Source organism: Aquirufa nivalisilvae, assembly GCF_003143535.1.
Lineage (GTDB): Bacteria > Bacteroidota > Bacteroidia > Cytophagales > Spirosomataceae > Aquirufa > Aquirufa nivalisilvae.
Map to the genome: position 1 here is coordinate 229,667 of NZ_CP029346.1, position 23,408 is coordinate 253,074.

The window sequence follows — 23,408 nt, forward strand, 5'->3', positions numbered from 1 at the left end:
TAGCGTAGAAACCAATAGCATTGAAAGAAACACCAAAATTGATAGCAAAGATGGGAACCGTTTCAATGTTTTAAAATAGGTATTGTGAGACACTTTCATATAATTTTTGAGAACACAGATTTTCTAATCAAATAGTTAACATAGATAATTTGTCCAGAGGATTAGTCCCTGAATGAATTAACAGAAGCAAAAAACAGGATTGAATTTGTATGATATTCCTCACCAAATACGGTCAGTGCATCACATAGACTTTGCAGCCGAGTAGACGATTTTTTCATATATAATTTAGGAACAGGATACAATGCCTCAGAGATTTTTACTTTCTCTTTGAGATTATAATTCATGTAAATCTAATAATTGCATTTTTGTTGTAGAAATAATCTGTATCGACATTTGTACTCAATTAAAAATTTTGAACAAATGAAATGGTTTGGAGGCTCCCTGGGCAGATTTTAAAAATTGTTCGAAAAACGCACTTTTGGGCAATCTTGGAAAAGTTCAATTATTGGCAAAAATCGAAAAATTGTTTGAATTTAAATTTGGAAACAGGATTAGGCTGTCGGATAGAAAAAATGAACTCTGTTTTAACACAAATTTGGCTTATTTTGAATCCCAAAGAGCCTATTTCCATGAAGTTTTGAATTAGTTTTTGATTAAACCAATCAAAATTTGAAATGGATTATGACTCAAAAAGGCGCTTTGTTGAGTAAAAATAGTAGGCTTGTAAGGTGGAAAGATGCAAATATGAACACCTCTATTCTGGTTTTTTAATTGGGATAATTAGAGTATCTAGTGGCCATTTTCCCTTCCATCCTTGGTCGATTATTAGCTTAGGCAATTTTTCATGAAGGAATTTTATACCTTTTTCGCTGATCTTTGTTTGCCATAGGTAAACTTTTCTCAATCCTTGTAATTTAGCGATAGCCACAACACTTTCATCTGTTAGATTTGTCCCAACTAAGTTCAACGTTTCTACGTGTTGGAGCGAGCTTAAATAGCTAAGACCTTGCTGAGTGATTCGAGTATGGTCTATTTGTAGATGTATCAATCTTGGGTATGTACTGATTTGTTGCAGGAATGAATCCGTTATTTTAGTTCCTCCCAATTTTAGCGATACCAATTGTTCCTTGATCCCGTCTAAGTCTTGTAACTCTTTATCTCCTATATTCTTGGCATTAATCGCATTGACTTCTAAGAATGGTTTTTCGGCGCTTAGCGCGATGACTAATACATGATGCTTTCTCAACTTCTCGATGTCTGCTTCATTGGCAGCAGCTATTTGCTCTTTTAATACAGGCGAAATATAATTTTCAGTGCTTTTATTTTCTTGGGTATATTTTGTTAGTATCGTTTTGATTCGAGCATCAAAGGGGATTTCCGAGATCTTTTTGTTGAAATGTGCTCCTTCTTTTACCCACCATTGCAGCAGTGAGATTTCATCCTCTGTTAAGTTCACTTTCCCTTTGGGAGGCATATGATCTTCATGGGAAGGATCTAACAAGATCCGTTTGATTAAGTCGCTTTCTTCGGGTTTGCCAGCCACAAAAATGACTCCATTGGCTCCACCTTTTAGCATGTATTCCGGACTATCCATCCGAAGTTTGCCTTTTTGCTTTTCGGCATTGTGACATGACCAACATTTTTGTTTTAAAGTTGGTTGAATCAAATCTTGATAAATGAGCGCTTCCTGCAAGTTTTTGATTTTTATAGGCTGCTCTTTTGTTTGTTCATTTTTTTGTTCTCTAGGTGCCATACCTAACCAAGTCCTCCAGGGTTGAGGCAGGTAAGTACTTAAATAATCGGAACCATGAGTTAAGTTTCCCCCTAAATGCCCTGTCCACATCACTAAGATAAAGGCTAGAATCAATCCTGGTTTAAAGAATCGAGACATGTAGGAATCAAGGGACCAAAATTGGGCCATATAGGCTAGCGCCAATGAACTTAAGGCTAGACTAATACCCAACCATTGATGTAAAAACAGGGTATCCGTATCATATTCTCCAGCCAAGGATAAGCACCAACCCATGGTACATGAAATAAGCGCAGTAATTCCCGTACTCCATAAAATGGGGGCAATGGATTTTTGTCTCGAGACTTCCTCTTTTTTGGAAAATACATATAAAATCATTCCCATGAGGAGCATACCGATAGGTAAATGCACCAACATGGGATGAAAATGACCAAAAAATAGAATCCAATCAGGAATTCCCTCCGAGTCCAACAGCAGCATCATATTAGCCGATACGTTCCAATTTAATAGGGTAAGTTTTTTGAGACGCCCATTGTGCTACATAGATGTTGTCGTCAGAATCCGCATATACATCATGTGGATGGATGAATACTTTATTCTCATCATCTTTATGTTGTCTTTGTAATACCCCATTTTTATAAATAGGTTCTGAACCTCCAGGTGTAGAGACAACTTTCATGTCTTTGTCCAAAATTTGTACATAACCAGACCCTGGCCAATTTCCATCTCCACTGCGGAAACAAGCAGCCACGATATGATCTCCATGTAGATTAGGTCGACAAACAAATGAACCGGGAAGGTGATAACGTGTGATGAACTTGCCATCTAAAGTAAAGCGCTTTAAGCTATTATTCACTCGGTCGGTTACTAAGAGTGTCCAGTTTTTAGGATCTCGGGTATCTACTAAAACACCGTGACAGCAGTTGAATAGGTTGTCATCGTAATCGTTGGTTTTACCACCAAAATGACGGATGTATTTACCTTTGGAATCATATTGAATGATATAATTGGCCCCATAACCATCTGCCACATAGATGTCTCCATTTTTTGGGTTCACGGCTGTTTCTGTAGGAACGAATTGATGTGGATGATCATACACACCCGTTTCTTTAGGATATTCAATTTTGAAAATTTCTTTTCCTTTCAAATCAGTTTTAATGACTTGATGACGTGTATTATCGCAAATCAATAAAAACTGTTCTCCTCCTTCATTTAAAATAGTTAGACCGTGCGCACCCGGGTAAGTATGTCCCCAAGAGTCTAACAACTTTCCTGATTTATCATAAATCAAGACATTGTTTTTGGTTTCATTGGTTAATAAAAACAAACGACCTTTGGCATCTTCCACCATCTCATGGCAGTCGTTGACAGGATTTTTGCCAGCATCCAAGATACCCCAATTAGGAATAACTTTAAATTTATAATTGTTGTGACCTACAACGATTTCGCCAGGTTTCGGGGCAATTTTTTTCATAGTGTGTGAGGTTGATAAGAGGCTACCGCCAACTAAAACGGAGCTAGTTTTTAAAAAATCTCTGCGTTGAATGGATTTGTTCATAGGATTTTAAGAGGTTGTGGAGTATTACGGTTTATTGATACTTTCATCTAGGTTAAATAGAATATTGCTAACAAGGGTTCGCGCGATTAAAGCAGGGGCATCTTGGGGAATGGTATTATCCGGACAAAGATGTAAAAATTCTTGGCACTTATGAATGTCCTTTTGATAGACAGGATGTACCTGTTGGTAAAAATCCACTAAATGTTTCTTTTTTGCAGAAGGGATTTCTTTTCCAAAAAGTTGATAAAATGCCTTCTCGATAAATTTTTCTTCATTTTCTTGAGGAAACTTCCGGGCAAAGAATAATGCACATTCCATAAAAACAGGATCATTTAAGGCATTGAGTGCTTGCATCGGAGTATTGGTTCGGATTCGTCTGGACAAACAAATATCACGAGTTCCCGCATCAAAAGTAACCTGTGTGGGATAAGGACTGCTACGTCGCCAATAGGTATATAATGACCGACGCCATTGATCCTCACCATCACTTTTAGTCCATTTCATTCCACTGTATGGAGCATTCCAAATCCCTTCAGGCTGTTCAGGCATGACGCTGGGGCCACCGATTTTATCGGATAATAATCCTGACCAAAGCAAAGCTTGATCACGTAGTTGTTCAGGACTTAGTCGGATCCTAGGGCCATGACTCAAATATCGATTATTGGGATCTTTTTCAATAGACTCTTTGGTGAACTCGGAACTTTGTTGGTAAGTGGCCGACATCACTAGGTATTTTAAAAATTCTTTGGGCTTATATTGATAGGTAAATTGGAATTGGTAAGCTAAAAAATCCAACAGTTCTTGATGACTAGGGGAAAGTCCCTGGCTACCCAAATCTTCCAATGTTTCTACTAATCCAGTGCCAAAGAGTTGTTCCCAGAATCGATTAACTGCCACCCGAGCGGTCAATGGATTTTGAGGGCTACTCATCCATTGAGCTAATTCCAATCTATTTCGAACAGGTTTCTGGTATTGTTTAGCGAATAAGTTTGGGATGGATCTTTCCACATATTTACCGGGTACCAGCCAGCTTCCTCTTTCAAATACGGGCGTGTTCCTTTTAAATTCGGCGGGATTTTCCAATAATATGGGTGTCGTGCCCTCAGGTTGAGTACTGATGAGTTGTTTGGCCAATGCCAAAAAGGATGTATTTTTTAATGCTTCTGGTGTTTTAGGTAGTAACATCCAATAACCTATGACAGCCGTATTTTGGTCGGGTTTACACGTTTTATTACTAAATGACCAATAGAGATCTTGTTTCCCTGCTAAAGCTGGAATGGTATAAAAGGCATAGGTCCAGCCATGTGCCCAATTCCCTTTTTTAAGGCCTTCTTTTTCGGATAAAGTAGTATCCAGTTTTATTTGAGCTACAATCTCCCCTTTCAAAGAGCCTTGTCGAATGACCAATTGAGAGGGAGCATCATTGGTATTTTTGTAAGCAATCAGCATCTCTGTTTTATCATTCATAGGTACCGCCTTAAATCGAACTGATCCTCCAGGACGAACAGCTAAATACTTATTGTCTTGGAGCGCACCATTGATAAATTCATCTGCCCAATGTGGATGTATTTTGGGTTCTACAAATTGAATCGTTTGTTTCCAAGTTTGATGTTCTTTGGGGAATTTACTTTTAATAAAATGGAGGAGGGAGTCCACTCGCTTTTGATCTGACGATTTGAAATGTCGGTAATAAGGAGATTCATCTGGCACATCCTCATCTCGAGTATTATTGAAATAAGCCATGTATTGGTAATATTCGTCATGACGAATAGGGTCATAGGGATGAGAATGACATTGAACACATGAAAAACTGGTTCCTTGTAATGTTTCCCACGTGGTATTGACCCGATCTAATATGGCAGCTACTCTAAATTCCTCATCTTCTGTTCCCCCTTCATCATTATTGGCTGTATTCCTATGAAATGCTGTGGCGATGTATTGACTTTCATTCGGATTGGGTAATAAATCTCCGGCTAATTGTTCGGTGATAAATTGATCATATGCCTTGTTTTGGTTAAAGGATTCAATGACGTAATCGCGGTAGCGCCAAATACTTCGTTTATCATCTTTTTCATATCCTTTCGTATCAGCATATCTAGCTAAATCCATCCACATGCTGGCCCATTTTTCTCCAAATCGTGGAGATTTCAATAGCTCATCTACTTTTCTTTCATAAGCATCTTTTGAATCATCCATCTCAAATGCTTTAAACTCCGCTTCTGTTGGACTAAGACCAGTTAGATCTAGGCTTAGTCGTCTTAGTAAGTCGGCCTTATTTGCTTTAGATTGATGACCTAGGCCCATTTCGGCTTGTTTGGCCCCAACAAAATGGTCAATTTCATTTTCTTCCCATCCGGCTTCTATGCCTACCCAAGAAAGAGCTTGTTTCCACCAAGAGCTATAAGGCACTGCTGGTTTCTTGACGGGTTGATAGGCCCAATGTTCGCCCCATTCGGCACCTTCTTTGACCCACTGACTTAAAATGTCGATTTCTTTTTTGGATAAGGGGGGCCTTTTATAAGGCATTTTTTCTTCAGGGTCTTGTAAGCTCAAGCGTTGAATGAAGCTTGATTTTTCTGGATGCCCGGGTACGATGGCCGCAGCATTGAATTTCGTTTTTCCTAAAGCTTCCTCCCGAAACAAAAGACTAAATCCACCTTGTTTTTTGACACCCCCATGACAGCTGATACAGTTTTTATTGAGGATGGGCTTAACTTGGGTGTTGTAGTCGATACGCGACTCCTTTTCCCAAAACTGCTTTCCCACAAAAAAGCCAGCCAAACCTAAAATAGAAATGATGATTAGGTTTTTCATGCCAAAATAGGGTCAATTACTTTGCCGAAAACGTCTGTTAGACGGAAATTTCTACCTTGGAAAGGATAGGTAAATTCCTCATGGTTGAAACCCAAACACTGGAGAATTGTAGCCTGCAGATCATAAACAGATGTTTTGCCTGAAATGGTTGAATAACCTAGGTCGTCCGTTTCACCATACGATACCCCAGGTTTGATACCACCACCAGCTAACCACATGGTAAAAGCTTCTGTATGATGGTCTCTTCCAAAGTAAGCTAGTTTTTTACCCTCTCTATTTTCTTGCATCGGGGTTCGACCAAATTCGCCTCCCCAAACCACCAATGTTTCATCTAGTAAGCCACGTTGTTCTAAATCTAATAATAGTGCTGTAGCGGCTTTATCTACTTGTCTGCATTTTTGATGTAAACCATAATCCACAGAACCATCTAATCCCGTTCCATGAGTATCCCAGCCCCAGTCGAAAAGCTGCACAAAGCGCACGCCTTGTTCTACGAGCTTTCTAGCCAACAGGCAATTATTGGCAAAGGACTCTTTCCCAGGTTCTGTTCCATACATTTCATGGATATAGGCAGGCTCCTTGTTGATGTCCATTACCTCGGGAACCGAGCTTTGCATTTTATAAGCCATTTCATATTGGGCTATCCGTGCTACAGTCTCTGGATCCCCAAATTCCTGATAGGTTTCTTGATTAATCTGATTAATGGTTTCAATACTAGCTTTTCGAATATCGGAATTGACACCCGCAGGGTTTTGAATAAACAAGATAGGCTCACCTTCCGACCGACATTGTACCCCTTGGTAAATGGAAGGTAAAAATCCACTTCCCCAGGCCGACTTTCCTGCATCGGGATTTTTGCCACCAGAAGCTAAAACAACGAAACCTGGTAAATTTTGGTTTTCAGTACCTAAGCCATAACTTACCCATGAGCCCATGCTGGGTCTACCGAGCCGGGCTGAGCCGGTATGCATTAATAGCTGAGCAGGGGCATGGTTAAATTGGTCGGTATGCATTCCTTTCAGAAAGCTCACTCGGTCAGCCTGGCTGGCTAAATGAGGTAGATAATCAGAAATCCAATGTCCGGCTTGTCCTCTTTGTTCGAAATGTGCTTTGGGGCCTAATAAGTTGGGAACCCCTCGAATGAAAGCAAATTTTTTGCCTGCCAATAACTCTTGAGGGCATTCTTTCCCATCGAATTTGGCCAAGCTAGGTTTGTAATCAAAAAGCTCCAGTTGGGATGGTGCACCCGCCATGTGTAAAAAAATCACGGATTTGGCCTTCCCCAATTTAGGGGAGCTTTTGGCTGCTAATGGGGAGGCAAATGAAGCTCCAGAATCTGAACTGCAATTTGTCAAAAAACTACCTAAAGCTAAGGACCCCAATCCTGTACCAAGACTACTTAGAAAGTGTCTTCTGGTAGCCAGTTGGGCTTCACGTTGGATGGCTTCTTGTATGATTTTGTTCATGACTTTAATCCATTATTGCTCTTCCTTTTGTTTCTGGCAAATAAATAATTCCAATGATCACTGTCATAGCAGCAAGAGTAATGGGATAAAAAATACCCGAGAAATTCGAATGAGTAACCGCACCGAGCCAAGTGGCTACAAATGGGGCACATCCCCCAAATACCCCATTAGCAAAATGGTAAGGAATGGAAAGCGATGTATATCGGATTTTGGTAGGAAATAATTCCACCAAAAATGCCGCGATAGGACCGTAGGCCATGGCCGCAAAAGTTACTAAAAGAATGCAAATAAATGCCAGTTTTACCGTGCCCGTGGTAGTTAGATGATATGCCCCATCAATGAGCGTCCCCTCTTGTCCAACAATATCCGACATCCAAGCAAACAAGGGATAGTAAAAAATAGCGGCTAGCGCCATTCCTCCCAACATGATTTTTTTCCGCCCAATGCGATCAGATAGACTACCAAAAACGACAAATAACGGAGTACCAACCACCAATGAGGAAGCAATAATCAAGTTGGTTGTCGTGAAGTCGACCATCAAGATTTTATTAATAAAGATTTGCGCATAGAATTGACCTGTATGCCAAACGACGCCTTGTCCAACGATAGCCCCAAACATGGCAATTAACATCAAGCGACGATTGGATTTACTGGCAAAAGCTTCTCGTAAAGGGTTTTCAGATAATCGACCTTCTTTTTTAAGTCGAGCAAAAAGAGGGGACTCATGCATATTTCTACGGATGAAATAAGACACAATGACTAAAATACCAGATAGGGCGAAAGGGATTCGCCAGCCCCAAGCTTTGAATTCAGCATCTCCCATGATTTTTTGACAAATCAGAATAACGATGATGGAAACAAAAAAACCTAATGTGGCTGTAGTTTGAATGTAAGCAGTGTACTTTCCACGATGAGCGTCGGGCGCATATTCGGCCACATAAGTAGCGGCACCACCATATTCACCACCTAATGCAAGACCTTGAATAATGCGTAATAAAAGTAAAATGGCTGGGGCTATTAAACCGATGTCGGAATAACTTGGGATAAATGCAATAGCAAAAGTGGACCCTCCCATCAAAATGAGGGTTAATAAAAAAGTATATTTTCTTCCGATTCGGTCACCTAGTCGACCGAAAATGATGCCTCCAAATGGTCGAGCTACAAAACCCGCTCCAAAGGCCGCTAAGGTAGAAATAAAGGCTGCCGTAGGATCATCTTTGGGAAAGAAAGAAAGGGAAATAATGGCTGAAAGGCTACCAAAAATATAGAAATCATACCATTCAATGACGGTTCCAACGGAGGAGGCAATGATTACTTGCCAAAGTTTCTGAACAGGAATCTTATTATTATCGAATTCGGGATTCGAAGTAGTCATATAACTAAAGGTTTAGAAAATATGAAATTAACAATATTGCCTCGAAAATCCTAATCTGAAATGCTGTGATCGCCTAAGGCTGTCAAGGTTTCAAACCTTGACAGCCTTTAGGCTTGAAAACGATTTTTCACGCAAAAAAATTATATATTTGAGATACTTACCAATATACTGATATCTTGAATAATTCTGTTTCCATCAAGGATATAGCCAAGAAGTTTAAATGTGCGCCATCTACCATTTCGCGGGCATTGAATGACCATCCTGCTATTAATATAGAAACTCGGAAAACCATTCAAGAGTATGCCTTGAAGGTTGGATATCAAAAAAATACGCTTTCTCTAAGCTTGTTGAATAATTGTTCCATGACCTTGGGACTCGTTTTGCCATCTATCACTCACTACCACGAGTCTTCTATGTTGGAAGGAATGGAGGAAATACTATTGAAATCTGGGTATTTGTTGAATATCTGTGTGAGTAATGAATCCCACACCATTGAGAAGGAATACATTGACCGATTGCTAGCTAATAGGGTGGATGGCTTATTTATTTCGATGGCTCAGGAAAGTTATGACCAGCAATTAGGAGAACATATTGATCGAGTAATTCAAAGATCATTGCCAGTCATTTTTATTGATCGACCGAACCATGGTGTGGCTTCGGACCGTGTGGTGACGGACGACTATCAAGGAGCATTTATGGCAACGAAGCATTTGATTGACATGGGATGCCAACGTATTGCTCATTTGCATGGACCTTCTGGAATCAGTGTTTCTCAACAACGCTTTTTGGGTTATCAGGATTGTTTGATTGCTCACGGTCGACAAGTTGAAGCTGATTTGATTCAATACGTACATTTTTCAGCCGAGAGTGCTATTCAGGCTACTCGAATTTTAATGCAATCGGATTCAAAGCCAGATGCCATATTTGGGGTGAATGATGAAGTATGTATTGCAGCCATGTTTGTTTTAAGGGAAATGGGGATTTCTGTTCCTAATGAAGTAGCTATTGTTGGATTTGATGATATCCCATTAGCCTCTTTTGGCCACCCACCATTAAGTTCTGTTTCTAGACAAAGCCGGAAAATTGGAGAAGAAGCAGCCAAATTGTTTTTGTCCAAAAAAGATCAAAAGCTAGAACCAGTTACGATTTCTTTAGATCCTAAGCTGATCATTCGAGAGTCCTCGCTTCGTTCTTAGCCGGAATTAACAATACCTTAATATGCTAATTCTTGAGTAATGAGCTAATCATTCTACTTTTACGAGATTGTAATAGCCATATGGCCTCAAATGCAAACGTTTGCGTAAAATTTTGTGAAGATATTACAATTATTAATAGGTAAATTTCAAAAATTTTTAAACCCAAAAATTACCATTTCAAAAAATCAATTCATGAAAAAACAATTACACGATCCATTATGGTGTGCGTTGTTACGAAATGTAAGTACTCGTATAGTACTATTTTTTGTAGCTAGCATATTCATGCTTGGGGCATTCGATGTGAATGCACAAGCGGGTAAACAAATTAAAGGTCGATTGATTGATGCCACTACGAAAGAGGCACTCATCGGCGGTAACGTAATTCTTAAGGGAACAACCAAAGGAGTTAGTACTGATGTAAATGGTGCTTTTACTATTTCTGTGCCGAATGACAATTCGGTATTAGTAGTTCGCTATTTAGGTTATGCTACTCAGGAAGTAACAGTAGGTTCTAAATCATCACTAGAAATTGCCATGGTCGCTAATTCATCTGACTTGGCTCAAGTAGTTGTGGTAGGTTATGGTACTCAAAACAAGCGTGATGTAACTGGATCGGTTAAGTCGGTTCAAAGTGCTGCGTTTAATAAAGGTATCATCAACTCTCCAGAACAATTATTGCAAGGTAAAGTTGCTGGTGTGAACGTAACATCTGCAACAGGTGAGCCAGGCGGTAGCCAAGGAATTACCATTCGTGGACCTGGAGGTATTCGTACAGGTAGTACTCCTTTATTCGTTATTGATGGTTTAGCTTTGGACAATTCAAGTACAGGTGGTGGTAATCCATTGAACTTCTTGAATCCACAGGATATTGAAACCATTGACGTATTAAAAGATGCTTCTGCAACTGCCATTTATGGTGCTCGTGGAGCTAATGGTGTAGTATTGATTACTACTAAAAAAGGTAAAGCTGGGGTTTCAACGTTGAATTTTAGCTCTAGTTTAGGTGTTTCCAGTATTGCTCGTGCATTGCCAGTATTATCTGCATCGGAATTCCGTAAGCAAGTAGTGGCTAATGGCGGTAACTTGGAAGATTTTGGAGGAAATACAGATTGGCAAAAAGAAATTACTCGCCAAGCATTGACTCAAAACTACAATTTGAGTTTAGGTGGTGGAGCTAACAAGCTTTCTTACTATGCTTCTTTTGGAGCACAAGCTCAACAAGGTATTTTGAAAAACAATCAATTAGATCGTTACACAGGACGTATCAACGTAACTCAGAAATTCTGGGATGATCGTTTAGTAGTTGATGCGAACTTGAACGTGACTAACACAAATAATGAGCGCCCATCGGTAGAAGGATTATTAGGAACAGCGATTTCGAATAACCCAACGCTTCCTGCTTATGCAGCGGATGGTACATTAGCTCGTTATGCTACTGCTTCTAACCCATTGTTAGGATTGACATTGTTTAAAGATATCACGACGATTAATCGTACCATTGCTAGTATTTCTCCTTCCTTGAAAATTGTGAAAGGATTAGTATATCGCTTGAACTTTGGTGTGGATAATTCAACATCAACTCGCGATGTGGAATCGTTGGGAAGTAATATCCCTAAACAAGATGGTCGTTTAGATTCTTATTTGGCTAGTAATACTAACCGTTTGATTGAAAACTATTTGACATATACTTACGACAAAGGAGATCATAATTTCTCTGCTTTGGTAGGTCACTCATATCAAAAAATTCAAGTTCAATATCGTAACTGGAGTATTAATAAATTCCCAGCAGATTTGCCGATTGACCCAATCTACAATCCTGGCGTAGGTCAAGAATTGACGATGGCAACCAACAAACCTGGTGGTTCAGCATTTATCAATGAGTTACAATCTTATTTCGGTCGTTTTAACTACCAATTTAAAGATAAGTATTTAGTTACGGCTACGGTACGTGCTGACGGGTCATCTAAATTTGGTGCTAACAACAAATACGGAGTGTTCCCTTCATTCTCATTAGGATGGAGAATCTCTGAAGAAGCATTCTTGAAGAACACAAATATCAGCAACTTGAAATTACGTGCTGGTTGGGGACAAACAGGTAACCAAGAGATTCCTTCGAAGATTACTCAACCTTTGTTTACTTCAACAATTTCTGGTACTACTTCTTATCCATTGGATGCTACATCGACTTTCCCTTCAGGGATTACTTATTCTCGTTTAGCTAATCCAGATATTCAGTGGGAAGTATCTACTCAAAGTAACGTTGGTTTAGATTTTGCTTTCGGAAATGGAGCATTCTCTGGATCGATTGATTATTTCAACAAAGTTTCTAACAACATGTTATTGGAAGTTATTCCTTCAGACCCAGTTCAACCTGCTTCTTCAGTTTGGGCAAACGTGAAAGATATGAAGATCAATAACAGTGGTTTGGAATTGGATTTGGAATACAAAGGAACAACAGAAACTGGCTGGAAATATAGCTTAGGAGGTAACTTAACGTTGATTAAAAACGAAGTAGTTGGTTCTCCATACACAGTTATCCCTTCAGGTTCAGCTTCAGGTTCTGGTCTAACTTCAGCTACCATCAATGGTTATATCAATGGTCAGCCTATCGGTACTTTCTTCTTGAAAGAATTTACTGGATTTGATGATAAAGGTATGAGCGTTTACCGTGATGTAGATGGTGATGGTATTGTTACTGATAAAGATCGTATTGCTGCAGGATCGGCTTTGCCTTCTACTCAGTATAACTTCTTTGGTAATTTAGGTTACAAAGGATTTGACTTGTCATTACAATTCAACGGAGTTGCTGGAAATAAAATCTATGATAACACGGCAAACTCTGCTTTCTACAAGTTGAAAATTGCTAAAAACTCCAACACGACTCCAGCAGCTTATGCTGATTCGAGAGAGTCTAATAGTAATGCGGCTCCAGTGTCAACACGTTTCTTAAAAGATGGTGGTTTCTTACGTTTGAACAACGCTACGTTGGGATATACATTTAACACTCAGAAGTTAGGAATTAGTAAGTGGGTTTCAGCTTTACGCTTGTCTGTAACTGGACAAAACTTGTGGATTGCTACCAATTACGATGGATTTGATCCAGAAGTTAATAAGGATAGTTCTATGAACGGAGTATTATCTTATGGAATTGACTACTTGAGCTATCCAAAAGCTAAATCTGTCATCTTCGGCTTAAATCTTACATTTTAATCGTTAAACAAAAATGAAAAAGATAGGAAAAATAACCATAGTTCTTTTTGGTATGATGGCTTTTTACAGCTGTACCAATTTGAATGAGATCATTTTAGATGAGTACAATGCCACTACCGTAACTGATAAACAGGCGGCAGATGGAATTTTGGCTCCTGCATACGCTTTATTGCCTAGTATTTACCAACATACCAACTTGTTTGCTTTAACTGAAATTTCTACAGATGAGGCTATCCTTCCATATCGTGGAGGTACAGACTGGGGTGATAATGGTATCTATTTGTCATTGCATCGTCACCAAACGACGAGTACTGATCCTAACGTAAGAAATACTTGGAACTTAATTTTACAAGGACTTTCTCGTTCAGTAACTGCAATCAACTCTTTGAAAGTAAACAAGGACCCATCAGCTAATTTATACATTGCTGAAGCTCGTGGAATGCGTGCTTACTACAATTTATTGATGTTGGATTTGTTCGGTATTGCTTTCCAAAAAGAAGAATTGGGAGATGTGTCGACTATTTTGAGAACGGATAAAGCGGTAGAATATATCCGTACAGAGTTATTGGCGATTGAGCCAATTGTAGAAACAGCTACAGGTCCTGGTCGTATTACTAAAGGTGCAGTTTGGGGATTATTAGCCAAATTACACTTAAATGCAGCGGCTTATCGTGATCCTTATGGAGCTACGTTGAATCATTCAGCTGCTGATATGGACAAAGTAATTGAGTATACAGGAAAGATTATCAGTTCTGGACAATATGCTTTATCATCTGATTATTTTGCGATTTTCGGAAATGATAACCATACTAACAAGGAGTTGATTTTCGCTGTAGATCAACGTGCTGAATTGAATGGACACAACCGTATGTCTTATTTCTCTTTAGCCAATGATCAACGTCCATTACCTGCTTATCCAGCGGCTAACGGTACTGACGGTCCAGCTATTACGCCAGACTTCTATCGTTCATGGGTAAATGCTTATGGAACTGTAGATCCAGCTGATGCAGATCCTCGTTTTTATAAGAAAAATGTTGACCCTACTGTAGAATGTGTGGATGGTAATTCATACAACATTGACCGAGGTATTTTAAGAGGTCAACAATATGGTTTAGTTTACCAAAGTGGAGCATTTGTAAAATGTGCAGATGGTAAATACAAAGTTGGACCATTGTACAATACACGTGGTAAAGCTCCATATCCTTTAGTGATACATTCATTAGATGTGAATTTCACTACAGCAGGTAGTGATTATAGCACAGGTTATCGTGTAGAGAAATATGAGTTCTCGAAGAAGTCTTCTTCAGGACGTAACTTTGGTGAGGCAGATATCGTAATCATTCGTTTAGCGGATGCTTATTTGATGCGTGCTGAGGCAAAATTGCGTAAATCTGATGCAGCAGGTGCACTAGTGGATGTAAATGCTGTTCGTGCAGCACGTACAAAGCCTGCTCCAGCTTTAACAAGCATTGATTTGAATACCTTACTTCGTGAGCGTGGATTCGAATTCTATTGGGAGAATCAACGTAGAACCGATTTAATTCGTTTCGGTAAATACGAGGATTCATGGACAGAGAAAAATAGCACTGATAAAAACATGCGTTTATTCCCTATCCCTCAAACTGCAATTGACGGTGCATCCAACTTAACAGGTTACCTGAAACAAAATCCAGGGTATTAATATTGGTTTTTTTGCTTAACGCTGTCAAGGTTTAAAACCTTGACAGCGTTGGTAAAAATCCCCAGAAATTGCCTCTAAACCTATTCAACTATTTGATAAAATTGGCAGTTTCTCCATGTTTGGAATATATTCGTTGATTTAATTATTTATAAAGGGTCTGAATTTAATCAGACCCTTTTTTTTGTATTTATTCTTGAAAAATCAATATTCTGATTAAATTTGTTTTCTTATCAATTTGATTGAGTAAACGGAATCTATCAAGAACTTATTAACCCATAAAACTATGCTTACAAGAAGAGATGCCATCTCCCAAATAGCCTTGATGTTAGGGGGAGCTATCACTGCTCCGACATTGATGGCTATGGAAGCGAAACACAGTGGCAAGACAGCCTTGGCTGATACATTTAGCCTGTCGGAAACACAAAGAAAAATTGTGGCCGCGGTAGCAGAACATATTATTCCTAAAACATCTACTCCTGGAGCTATTGAAGCGGGAGTTCCTGCTTTTATAGAATTAATGTTAAATGATTGCTACAAATTGCCAGAGCAAAGAAGCTTCTTAAAAGGAGTTTCTGATTTAGATAAAGCTGGTTTTTTAAGTCAAAATGCAAGTGGTCAAGTGGCTATGTTGAAACTTGTAGAAAGCAACACTAAGGAATTGATGAATTCCTATCGTGTTAGACTTCAAAAAGTGGGCGATAATGTGGACAAGGAAACACTGGAAGGAAATACAGGAGTACCATTCTGGAGACTCATCAAGGAGTTAACTCTACTGGGTTATTTTACTTCTGAAAAAGGTGTTACATCTTCTTTCGAATACGTAACTGTTCCAGGCAAATTTGAACCAACCAAATTGAAGCCAGGCCAAAAGGCATATCAATATTAATTTGACCATTTACCATTACTCACATGAATCTTAACATAGATGCAATAAAAAGCCAGACCTTTGACGCCATTGTCGTGGGATCCGGTATATCAGGTGGCTGGGCTGCCAAAGAATTAACTGAAAAAGGATTAAAAGTTGCTGTTTTAGAGCGTGGTCGTGAGATTAAACACGTGGAAGGATATGAAACAGCTTTGAAAGATCCCTGGGATTTCCCTCACCGTGGTCGTCCAACCAATATGGCTGCTGAAGAATATTGGGCTGGAATGCGTACTGGTTATACGCCAAATGAAGAGCACCGTTACTTGTTTGAAAACGATAAACAAAATCCATACATCGAGAAAAGAGGTGGATTTGATTGGATTCGTGCCTATCACACGGGTGGTAAATCCTTACTTTGGGGTCGCCAATCGTATCGTTGGAATAAAGAAGATTTTGAGGCAAATGCCAAAGATGGTATTGGAACAGATTGGCCAATCCGTTATGAAGATTTAGCACCATGGTATTCTTATGTAGAGAAATTTGCAGGTATTTCTGGTCAAAGAGAGGGATTGGATGTATTGCCAGATTCGGAATTTTTACCAGCCATGGCCATGACTGCTCCCGAGGAGCATTTTAAAAATCAGGTTAATAAGAAGTTAGGTCGTCCAATTACTATTGGTCGTGTAGCTCACTTAACACAGCCAGGTGCACATCATACAGCATTAGGCAGAGGTGCATGTCAATATCGTAATAAGTGTATGCGCGGTTGTCCATATGGTGGATATTTTAGCTCATTGTCAGCGACATTACCTGCTGCGATGCGAACTAAGCGTTTGACCATGATTCACAATGCCATCGTTTCGGAAATCATTTATGATGAAGCAACTCAAAAAGCAAAAGGTGTTCGTGTGATTGATCAAAATACGATGGCGGTAACGGAATATTTTGCTAAAATTATTTTTGTTAACGCAGGTGCTATCGGTTCTACTTCCATTTTGATGAATTCTAAGTCGAGCCGTTTTACAAATGGACTAGGAAATGATAGTGATCAATTGGGTCGTAACATCATGGACCACCATTTAGGAGTAGGAGCTTCCGCTCAAATTGAAGGTTTCAATGATGATTACATGTTTGGAAATCGTCCTAATGGTTTATACATTCCTCGTTTCCGTAACTGGGGAAGTGATAAACGTAGCTACATCCGTGGTTTCGGTTATCAAGGAGGAGCTAGCCGTGCAGGCTGGGGACGTGGTACCAACATGGATGGTTTTGGAGCTGAGTTCAAAGAGAGCTTAACACATCCAGGTACTTGGTCCATTGGTTTTGGTGGTTTTGGAGAAATTCTTCCTAACCCTAATAACCGTTTTGTCTTGAGTCAAACTCAAAAAGATAAGTGGGGAATACCAGTGCTTGAATTTGAAGCGGAATTTGGCGAAAATGAAATTAGAATGCGTCAAGATATGATGAATGATGCAGCTGAAATGTTAGAGGCCGCAGGTTTCAAAAATGTCAACGCTTACAATAATTCAAATACTCATATTGGTTTAGGTATTCATGAAATGGGTACCGCACGCATGGGTCGTGATCCTAAGACTTCGGTCTTAAATAAGCATAATCAAGTTCATAACGTGAAAAACGTATTTGTAACTGATGGTGCTGCTATGGCTTCTGCATCTTGTGTGAATCCATCTTTAACTTACATGGCTTTAACTGCTCGTGCTGCTGATTTTGCAGTAAGTGAATTGAAGAAACGTAATTTATAATGATATAACTGGTTTGAGAAAGGGGGCTCACAGAGCCCCTTTTTTTGTGAATTTACGTTTCTTTCATGGGATTGGAATGCTTGTTCATTCAGCTGGATCTGGATCGGTTTTAGTAGAGTAAAATACATGCAGAATCCCTAATTTATTGTTAATTTTGGTACCCTATGTCAGTCTACGCTACTTATCGATTAAGCATTTTTGATTCCATTGATGATGGCCATCATACGGATTATTTGGCCTATTTGATCCATCAGTTTAGTCAAAAGCCTGACGTAGAATTACTGCTAATAGTGCCAGAAAGCTTTATCCAAAGTTTCAAAAAGAACCGTCAAATTTGGGGTTTTGATTTAGGGAATAACATTCATTTTCACCCTTTAGATGCTCCCACTGTGCAAAGACTTCATGGTCAATCTATTTATAAGCGCTCCCTCGCCGAATGGAATTTGTACGTAGACATTAGCGAAGCTTGGGAAGCAAGTCATGGCCTTTTAATGTATTTTGATTATTTCCAACTGGGCATGTTATTTGGCAAAAAGGCCCATTTCCAATTAGGAGGCATATATTTTAGACCTAACTTTTATTATAGAAAGGCTTCTTGGACAAGTGCTTTTATTAAGAAATGGATGCTACGTTTGTCGACCTTTCGATCATCCATGAAAGTACTATTTAGCTTGGACCACAAGGCAGTCAAACATATCCGTCCTTTGCTAGGGAAAACCCAAGTACTGCGCATTTCTGATCCAGTTAGAGCGTATGAGGTAAGTGCAGAGGAGCTTAGTGCGTTTCGAGAGCAATGGCATATTCCTGCTAATAAAAAAGTCTGTTTAATTTTTGGTTACCTAGATCCAAGAAAAGGGATAGAAGCATTTATGCAGGCAACGCAGCATTTAACAGCAGACGAGTTAAGTCAAATATGTTTATTGGTAGCAGGTGCTATTAGTCCAGCTTATCAAGCTCATTTGGAAAAGCTATTTCAACAATTTCCAGAAGTAGAAGTTATTCCCATCTTTCAAGAAATTAAGGGCAAAGACATTCAATTATGCTTTGAAGCAGCTGATTTGGTATTGATGTTATATCAAAATCACGTGGGAATGAGTTCTGTTTTAGTTCGGGCAAGTATCTCTCAAAAAGTGGTGTTGGGGACCCATTACGGATTGCTTGGTAAATTGATTCAAAGCATGCAGTTAGGTTTGGTCGTGGATGCTCAAAATCCCATTCAAATTGCCGAGCAGTTGGAGCAATACCTGAACTTAGGGATAGGTTATTCGAAAGAGCAAATGGAAAAAATGGCACATGAAAATTCCGAGCTGGCCTTTGCCAATACCTTGTATCAAGGCTTGTTTCTATAAGGCCAAATACTTGATTTCTCCTTGAAGATTTTTGAGCAATGATTTAGTTCTTTCTGGGCGGGCATCAGTAATGAATACTTGTCCAAAATGATCTTCGGCCATCATTTGTACCAATCGCTGAATTCGTCGATCATCAAGTTTATCAAAAATATCATCCAATAATAAGAGAGGTTTTCTAGGATGTGCTTGTGCCAAAGTATCAAACTGGGCAAGTTTTAGGGCCACAACAAAGCTTTTTTGCTGTCCTTGTGAACCAAATTTTTTCAATGGAAAACCATTAATTTCAAAACTGAAATCATCACGGTGTATACCTAAAGTGCTTCTTTGGGCGGCCAGATCTTGGGCTTCTACATTTCTCAAAGAGGCATCCAATTCTCCCAAAGGAAAGGAGCTTTCGATGTTGATATTGACTTGCTCTCGATCATCAGATAATTTGGCATAATGTGCCTGAAAATTGGGTAAATATTTTTTCAGAAAATCCACACGAGCCTGAGCAATCATTTCTCCTAATTGGACCATGGGTTCATGGTAGCTATCGATCTGTATTCGATCGACCATTCCTCGTTCAGCAAAATGCTTTAAAAGTGTATTCCTTTGTTGAACGATACGATTATAGCGCAATAAATTATCCAAAAAAGCACGATCCATTTGAGCCATCATCCCATCAAAAAACCGCCTACGTTCTTCACTTCCTTCTCGGATTAAATCCGTGTCATATGGGTCCATGAGGACAACCGGGAAATTGCCAATGTGGTCAGCGAGTCTCGGATAAGCTTTTTGGTCACGCAGAAAGCTTTTCTTCTGACCTCGTTGGTAGGCACAAGTTATTTGTGTTTCACTGGCAGGAAGCTTGGAAGAATCTTGTTTTTGGTAGACAAAATTTCCTTGAATCATAAAATAATCCTCTCCATGTTGGATGCACAAAGGATCCCCAACGCCCCGAGCGCTTTTGGTCATGGAAAGAAAATGGATGGCATCCAGGAGATTGGTTTTTCCTATTCCATTTTCACCTACGATGCAATTGATGTTGGAGATAAAATCAAATTGAGCTTCCGCATAGGACTTAAATTGTTTGACCTGTAAGGATTTAAGGTACATGCGGGCTTAGAAATGAGGCTTGAATCGTAAAAATAACGAATAATCGTGGATTTTACGGATTGATTTAGGCTAAATCCTCTCATTTTTTGGCAGCTTAATGCTTTTGTTTTAATTTCGTAGCTGATTCGGTCGGTGGGTATTTCCCCATTCGATTAAGCAAATGAATTTTTGAATAATATCATGGCAAAGAAAGAAACAAAAGCTCCTAAGTATTCGAAAGAGACCTACCGTTACTGGTATGAGTCGATGCAATTGCAACGTAAGTTTGAAGAAAAGTGCGGTCAATTGTACGGAATGCAAAAAATCAAAGGCTTTTGCCACTTGTATATTGGACAAGAAGCTTGTTCTTCTGGTTCAAAATCGGCTTTAAAAGAAGGAGATAAATACATTACCGCTTACCGCGATCACGGTATCCCATTGGCATTAGGGACTTCCCCAAACGCAATTATGGCGGAGTTATATGGTAAAATTACCGGTGCTTCCAAAGGTAAAGGTGGATCTATGCACATCTTTGACAAGAGTGTTGGATTTGTGGGTGGTCACGGAATTGTGGGTGCTCAGATTCCTTTAGGTGCAGGATTGGGATTTGCTGAAAAATACAATAAAACAGGAAATTTAGCGATTTGTTATTTTGGTGACGGTGCTGTTCGTCAAGGAGCTTTGCATGAGACCTTTAACATTGCTATGACATGGAAAATCCCAGTGATTTTCGTTGTAGAAAATAATGGTTATGCCATGGGTACTTCAGTGGCTAGAACTTCTAACGTGACTGATTTATACACGATTGGTGAGGCTTACGATATGCCATCTGAGCCAGTGGATGCCATGGATGTAGAGGCTGTACATGAAGCAGTTTCTCGTGCAGCGGCTAGAGCTCGTGCAGGTGAAGGTCCAACGTTCTTAGAATTTAGAACATATCGTTACCGTGGACACTCGATGTCGGATCCTCAAAAATATCGCTCGAAAGAAGAAGTAGAAGCTTACAAAGAGCGTGATCCTATTGAGCAAGTTAAAATGACTATTTTGGAAAATAATATCTTGACTCAAGCTGAATTAGACGAGATTGATGCGAAGATCAAAATCCAAGTACAAGAGTCTGTTGAGTTTGCTGAAAATTCACCGTTCCCTTCGAAAGAGGAGGCATACAAAGATGTGTATGTTCAAGAAGATTATCCGTTCATTGAAGAATAATCATTGAGATATAAGGAACAGCCCGAAGAGATTCGGGCTTTTTTTTGAATAAAATGTTGGATTATTTGTCTGAAATGAGTTTTTCTACGGCCAAAAGCTCATCCCTGAATTTAGCTGCCAACGGGAAGTCCATTTCTTTAGCGGCCTTTTCCATTTCTTTTCGAATGCTGTCTCGTTGCTTGACGAGGTCGCCTTTCGACATATACGCTAACAAAGGATCTGCGGCAGCTAGTTTTTCTTCTGGCTGAATCAAGTAATTTTTATTCGGCTTGGCCATGCGATCAGCAATGGATGTTTGTTCTAAAATCTCATCATGACTGCGCCAAATGGTTTTAGGTGTAATCCCATTCGCCTCATTGTATTCCATTTGAATGGCTCTCCTACGGTTGGTTTCTGAAATAGCCTTTTCCATAGAACCTGTAATCCGATCGGCATACATTAATACCTTACCATTTTCATTTCTAGCCGCTCTACCTATAGTTTGGATTAAGGAACGGATGTCACGTAAGAAGCCTTCTTTATCCGCATCCATAATGGCTACCAAGGATACTTCAGGCAAGTCAAGGCCCTCTCTAAGCAAGTTAACACCAACCAATACATCAAATACGCCAAGCCTCAGTTCGCGCAATATTTCTACTCGTTCCAAGGACTTGATTTCAGAGTGGATGTAGCGGCCTTTCACCCCAACACGATCCAGGTATTTGGAAAGCTCTTCCGCCATTCTTTTGGTCAAGGTCGTTATAAGTACCCTTTCCTTTTTCTTAACGCGATCATATATTTCATCCAACAAATCATCAATTTGATTTTTAGTTGGCCGAACCTCAATTTTCGGATCCAAAAGTCCTGTTGGACGTATGATTTGTTCTACAACGACCCCTTCTGATCGACGTAATTCATAGTCGGAAGGAGTTGCTGAAACAAAAATCGTTTGCCCGATGATGCCTTCAAATTCTTGAAAAGTTAGGGGACGATTGTCCATGGCAGAAGGGAGCCTAAATCCATATTCCACCAAAGATTCTTTACGTGATCGATCGCCACCCCACATGGCTCTAATTTGAGGCATGGTGGCATGACTTTCATCGACTACCATCAGGAAATCTTCTGGGAAAAAGTCGAGTAAACAGAAGGGTCTTTGACCCGCTTTTCTTTGGTCAAAATACCTGGAATAATTCTCAATACCCGAACAATAGCCCAGCTCTCGCATCATTTCCAGATCAAATTCCGTTCTTTGTTTGATGCGCTCTGCTTCCAATAGTCTACCTTCTGATTCAAAATGATTGATTTGAGCAACGAGGTCAGCTTGTATGAAAGAAATGGCTTGATTTAAGGTTTCTCTCCCAGTAACAAATAAGTTAGCCGGAAATATAGCCACCATTTTTTCAGTCGAGATTTTTTTGCCTGTCCAAGGATCGATTCGATGAATTTCTTCTATTTCATCTCCAAAAAAGATGAAGCGATAGCCAAAATCGGCATAGGCTAAAAAGATATCTACGGTATCCCCTTTTACCCGAAAAGTACCCCGTAAAAATTCTCCTTCTGTACGAGCATATAATATTTCCACTAAGCGGAAAAGGAATTGATTTCTGGAAATGGTTTCTCCTACTCCAATTCTTAAAATGGAATTTCGGTATTCATCAGGGTTTCCCATACCATAGATACAGGATACGGAGGCGATGACGATAATATCTCTCCTTCCTGACATCAAAGAGGAAGTGGTCGCCAGTCGCAGTTTTTCGATCTCTTGATTGATGGAAAGGTCTTTTTCTATATAAGTTCCAGTGGTTGGGATGAAAGCTTCGGGCTGGTAATAGTCGTAATAAGAGATAAAATATTCCACCGCATTTTCTGGAAAGAAAGACTTAAACTCCCCGTATAATTGGGCAGCTAAGGTTTTATTATGGCTTAAAATGAGCGTTGGCCTATTTATTTGTTGAATGACATTGGCAATTGTAAATGTTTTACCTGAGCCAGTTACTCCCAAAAGAGTTTGGGCGGCTTCGTTTTTATTTACCCCTTCTACTAATTGTTTGATGGCGGTGGGTTGGTCACCTGTGGGTTGGTAAGAAGATGTTAATTTGAAGTCCATGTGCAG

15 protein-coding genes are annotated in these 23,408 nt (G+C 39.5%); 7 read left to right on the top strand and 8 right to left on the bottom strand.

Translation table 11 applies throughout. The annotated features are described in order from the left end of the window. Positions 1 to 161 precede the first annotated feature (161 nt). The 6 genes from HME7025_RS13415 to HME7025_RS01030 all read right to left on the bottom strand — a co-directional run bounded on the left by HME7025_RS13415 (position 162) and on the right by HME7025_RS01030 (position 8,963). On the bottom strand, positions 162 to 344 hold the full coding sequence (locus HME7025_RS13415) for a hypothetical protein (protein ID WP_161956184.1): 183 nt from the start codon (positions 342 to 344) through the stop codon (positions 162 to 164). Between the two features lie 410 nt (positions 345 to 754). Beyond that, complete coding sequence (locus tag HME7025_RS01010; protein ID WP_109321858.1) at positions 755 to 2,233, bottom strand: c-type cytochrome domain-containing protein; 1,479 nt, start codon at positions 2,231 to 2,233, stop codon at positions 755 to 757. Between the two features lies 1 nt (position 2,234). After that, the gene (locus HME7025_RS01015; protein ID WP_109321859.1) at positions 2,235 to 3,308 is read right to left on the bottom strand and encodes an NHL repeat-containing protein; all 1,074 of its coding nucleotides are present in this window, start codon (positions 3,306 to 3,308) and stop codon (positions 2,235 to 2,237) included. Between the two features lie 24 nt (positions 3,309 to 3,332). Then, positions 3,333 to 6,122: a DUF1553 domain-containing protein gene (locus HME7025_RS01020; protein ID WP_109321860.1), complete on the bottom strand. Its 2,790-nt coding sequence runs from the start codon at positions 6,120 to 6,122 to the stop codon at positions 3,333 to 3,335. Beyond that, positions 6,119 to 7,588 (bottom strand): DUF1501 domain-containing protein, encoded by a 1,470-nt coding sequence (locus HME7025_RS01025; RefSeq protein ID WP_109321861.1) that lies wholly within the window; start codon positions 7,586 to 7,588, stop codon positions 6,119 to 6,121. Before HME7025_RS01025 ends, HME7025_RS01020 begins: the two co-directional genes overlap by 4 nt. 4 nt (positions 7,589 to 7,592) lie before the next feature. After that, the gene (locus tag HME7025_RS01030; RefSeq protein WP_109321862.1) at positions 7,593 to 8,963 is read right to left on the bottom strand and encodes an MFS transporter; all 1,371 of its coding nucleotides are present in this window, start codon (positions 8,961 to 8,963) and stop codon (positions 7,593 to 7,595) included. A gap of 176 nt (positions 8,964 to 9,139) precedes the next feature. Here HME7025_RS01030 and HME7025_RS01035 point away from each other — a divergent pair, with 176 nt between their 5' ends. The 6 genes from HME7025_RS01035 (at position 9,140) to HME7025_RS01060 (ending at position 19,027) form a co-directional block, all read left to right on the top strand. Continuing rightward, positions 9,140 to 10,159, top strand: coding sequence for a LacI family DNA-binding transcriptional regulator (locus HME7025_RS01035; RefSeq protein ID WP_109321863.1), 1,020 nt, complete (start codon positions 9,140 to 9,142; stop codon positions 10,157 to 10,159). Positions 10,160 to 10,441: 282 nt separating this feature from the next. Continuing rightward, positions 10,442 to 13,369: a SusC/RagA family TonB-linked outer membrane protein gene (locus HME7025_RS01040; protein ID WP_109324881.1), complete on the top strand. Its 2,928-nt coding sequence runs from the start codon at positions 10,442 to 10,444 to the stop codon at positions 13,367 to 13,369. A gap of 13 nt (positions 13,370 to 13,382) precedes the next feature. Next, positions 13,383 to 15,050: a RagB/SusD family nutrient uptake outer membrane protein gene (locus tag HME7025_RS01045; protein ID WP_109321864.1), complete on the top strand. Its 1,668-nt coding sequence runs from the start codon at positions 13,383 to 13,385 to the stop codon at positions 15,048 to 15,050. A gap of 283 nt (positions 15,051 to 15,333) precedes the next feature. After that, a complete protein-coding gene (locus tag HME7025_RS01050) occupies positions 15,334 to 15,936 on the top strand; it encodes a gluconate 2-dehydrogenase subunit 3 family protein (RefSeq protein WP_109321865.1) in 603 nt (200 codons plus the stop codon). 23 nt (positions 15,937 to 15,959) lie between these two features. Further along, positions 15,960 to 17,678, top strand: coding sequence for a GMC oxidoreductase (locus HME7025_RS01055; RefSeq protein WP_109321866.1), 1,719 nt, complete (start codon positions 15,960 to 15,962; stop codon positions 17,676 to 17,678). 164 nt (positions 17,679 to 17,842) lie between these two features. Next, complete coding sequence (locus HME7025_RS01060) at positions 17,843 to 19,027, top strand: glycosyltransferase (protein ID WP_109321867.1); 1,185 nt, start codon at positions 17,843 to 17,845, stop codon at positions 19,025 to 19,027. Here the strand turns inward: HME7025_RS01060 and recF are convergent. After that, positions 19,022 to 20,125, bottom strand: coding sequence for a DNA replication/repair protein RecF (recF, locus tag HME7025_RS01065; RefSeq protein ID WP_109321868.1), 1,104 nt, complete (start codon positions 20,123 to 20,125; stop codon positions 19,022 to 19,024). The two genes, HME7025_RS01060 and recF, sit on opposite strands and share 6 nt — an antisense overlap. Positions 20,126 to 20,305: 180 nt before the next feature. On the opposite strand from recF, the gene pdhA reads away from it, so the two are divergent. Then, positions 20,306 to 21,316, top strand: a complete 1,011-nt coding sequence (gene pdhA, locus HME7025_RS01070; RefSeq protein ID WP_109321869.1) for a pyruvate dehydrogenase (acetyl-transferring) E1 component subunit alpha — start codon at positions 20,306 to 20,308, stop codon at positions 21,314 to 21,316. A gap of 61 nt (positions 21,317 to 21,377) precedes the next feature. Here pdhA and uvrB read toward each other — a convergent pair whose 3' ends face one another. Beyond that, positions 21,378 to 23,402 carry an excinuclease ABC subunit UvrB gene (gene uvrB, locus HME7025_RS01075; RefSeq protein ID WP_109321870.1) on the bottom strand — a complete coding sequence of 675 codons (2,025 nt, stop codon included), beginning with the start codon at positions 23,400 to 23,402 and terminating at the stop codon, positions 21,378 to 21,380. Positions 23,403 to 23,408 lie beyond the last annotated feature (6 nt).

Coding starts and splice junctions, on each gene's coding strand:
- HME7025_RS13415 (WP_161956184.1), bottom strand. CDS start 344: ATGAATTATAATCTCAAAGAGAAAGTAAAAATCTCTGAGGCATTGTAT.
- HME7025_RS01010 (WP_109321858.1), bottom strand. CDS start 2,233: ATGATGCTGCTGTTGGACTCGGAGGGAATTCCTGATTGGATTCTATTT.
- HME7025_RS01015 (WP_109321859.1), bottom strand. CDS start 3,308: ATGAACAAATCCATTCAACGCAGAGATTTTTTAAAAACTAGCTCCGTT.
- HME7025_RS01020 (WP_109321860.1), bottom strand. CDS start 6,122: ATGAAAAACCTAATCATCATTTCTATTTTAGGTTTGGCTGGCTTTTTT.
- HME7025_RS01025 (WP_109321861.1), bottom strand. CDS start 7,588: ATGAACAAAATCATACAAGAAGCCATCCAACGTGAAGCCCAACTGGCT.
- HME7025_RS01030 (WP_109321862.1), bottom strand. CDS start 8,963: ATGACTACTTCGAATCCCGAATTCGATAATAATAAGATTCCTGTTCAG.
- HME7025_RS01040 (WP_109324881.1), top strand. CDS start 10,442: ATGCTTGGGGCATTCGATGTGAATGCACAAGCGGGTAAACAAATTAAA.
- HME7025_RS01045 (WP_109321864.1), top strand. CDS start 13,383: ATGAAAAAGATAGGAAAAATAACCATAGTTCTTTTTGGTATGATGGCT.
- HME7025_RS01050 (WP_109321865.1), top strand. CDS start 15,334: ATGCTTACAAGAAGAGATGCCATCTCCCAAATAGCCTTGATGTTAGGG.
- HME7025_RS01055 (WP_109321866.1), top strand. CDS start 15,960: ATGAATCTTAACATAGATGCAATAAAAAGCCAGACCTTTGACGCCATT.
- HME7025_RS01060 (WP_109321867.1), top strand. CDS start 17,843: ATGTCAGTCTACGCTACTTATCGATTAAGCATTTTTGATTCCATTGAT.
- recF (WP_109321868.1), bottom strand. CDS start 20,125: ATGTACCTTAAATCCTTACAGGTCAAACAATTTAAGTCCTATGCGGAA.
- pdhA (WP_109321869.1), top strand. CDS start 20,306: ATGGCAAAGAAAGAAACAAAAGCTCCTAAGTATTCGAAAGAGACCTAC.
- uvrB (WP_109321870.1), bottom strand. CDS start 23,402: ATGGACTTCAAATTAACATCTTCTTACCAACCCACAGGTGACCAACCC.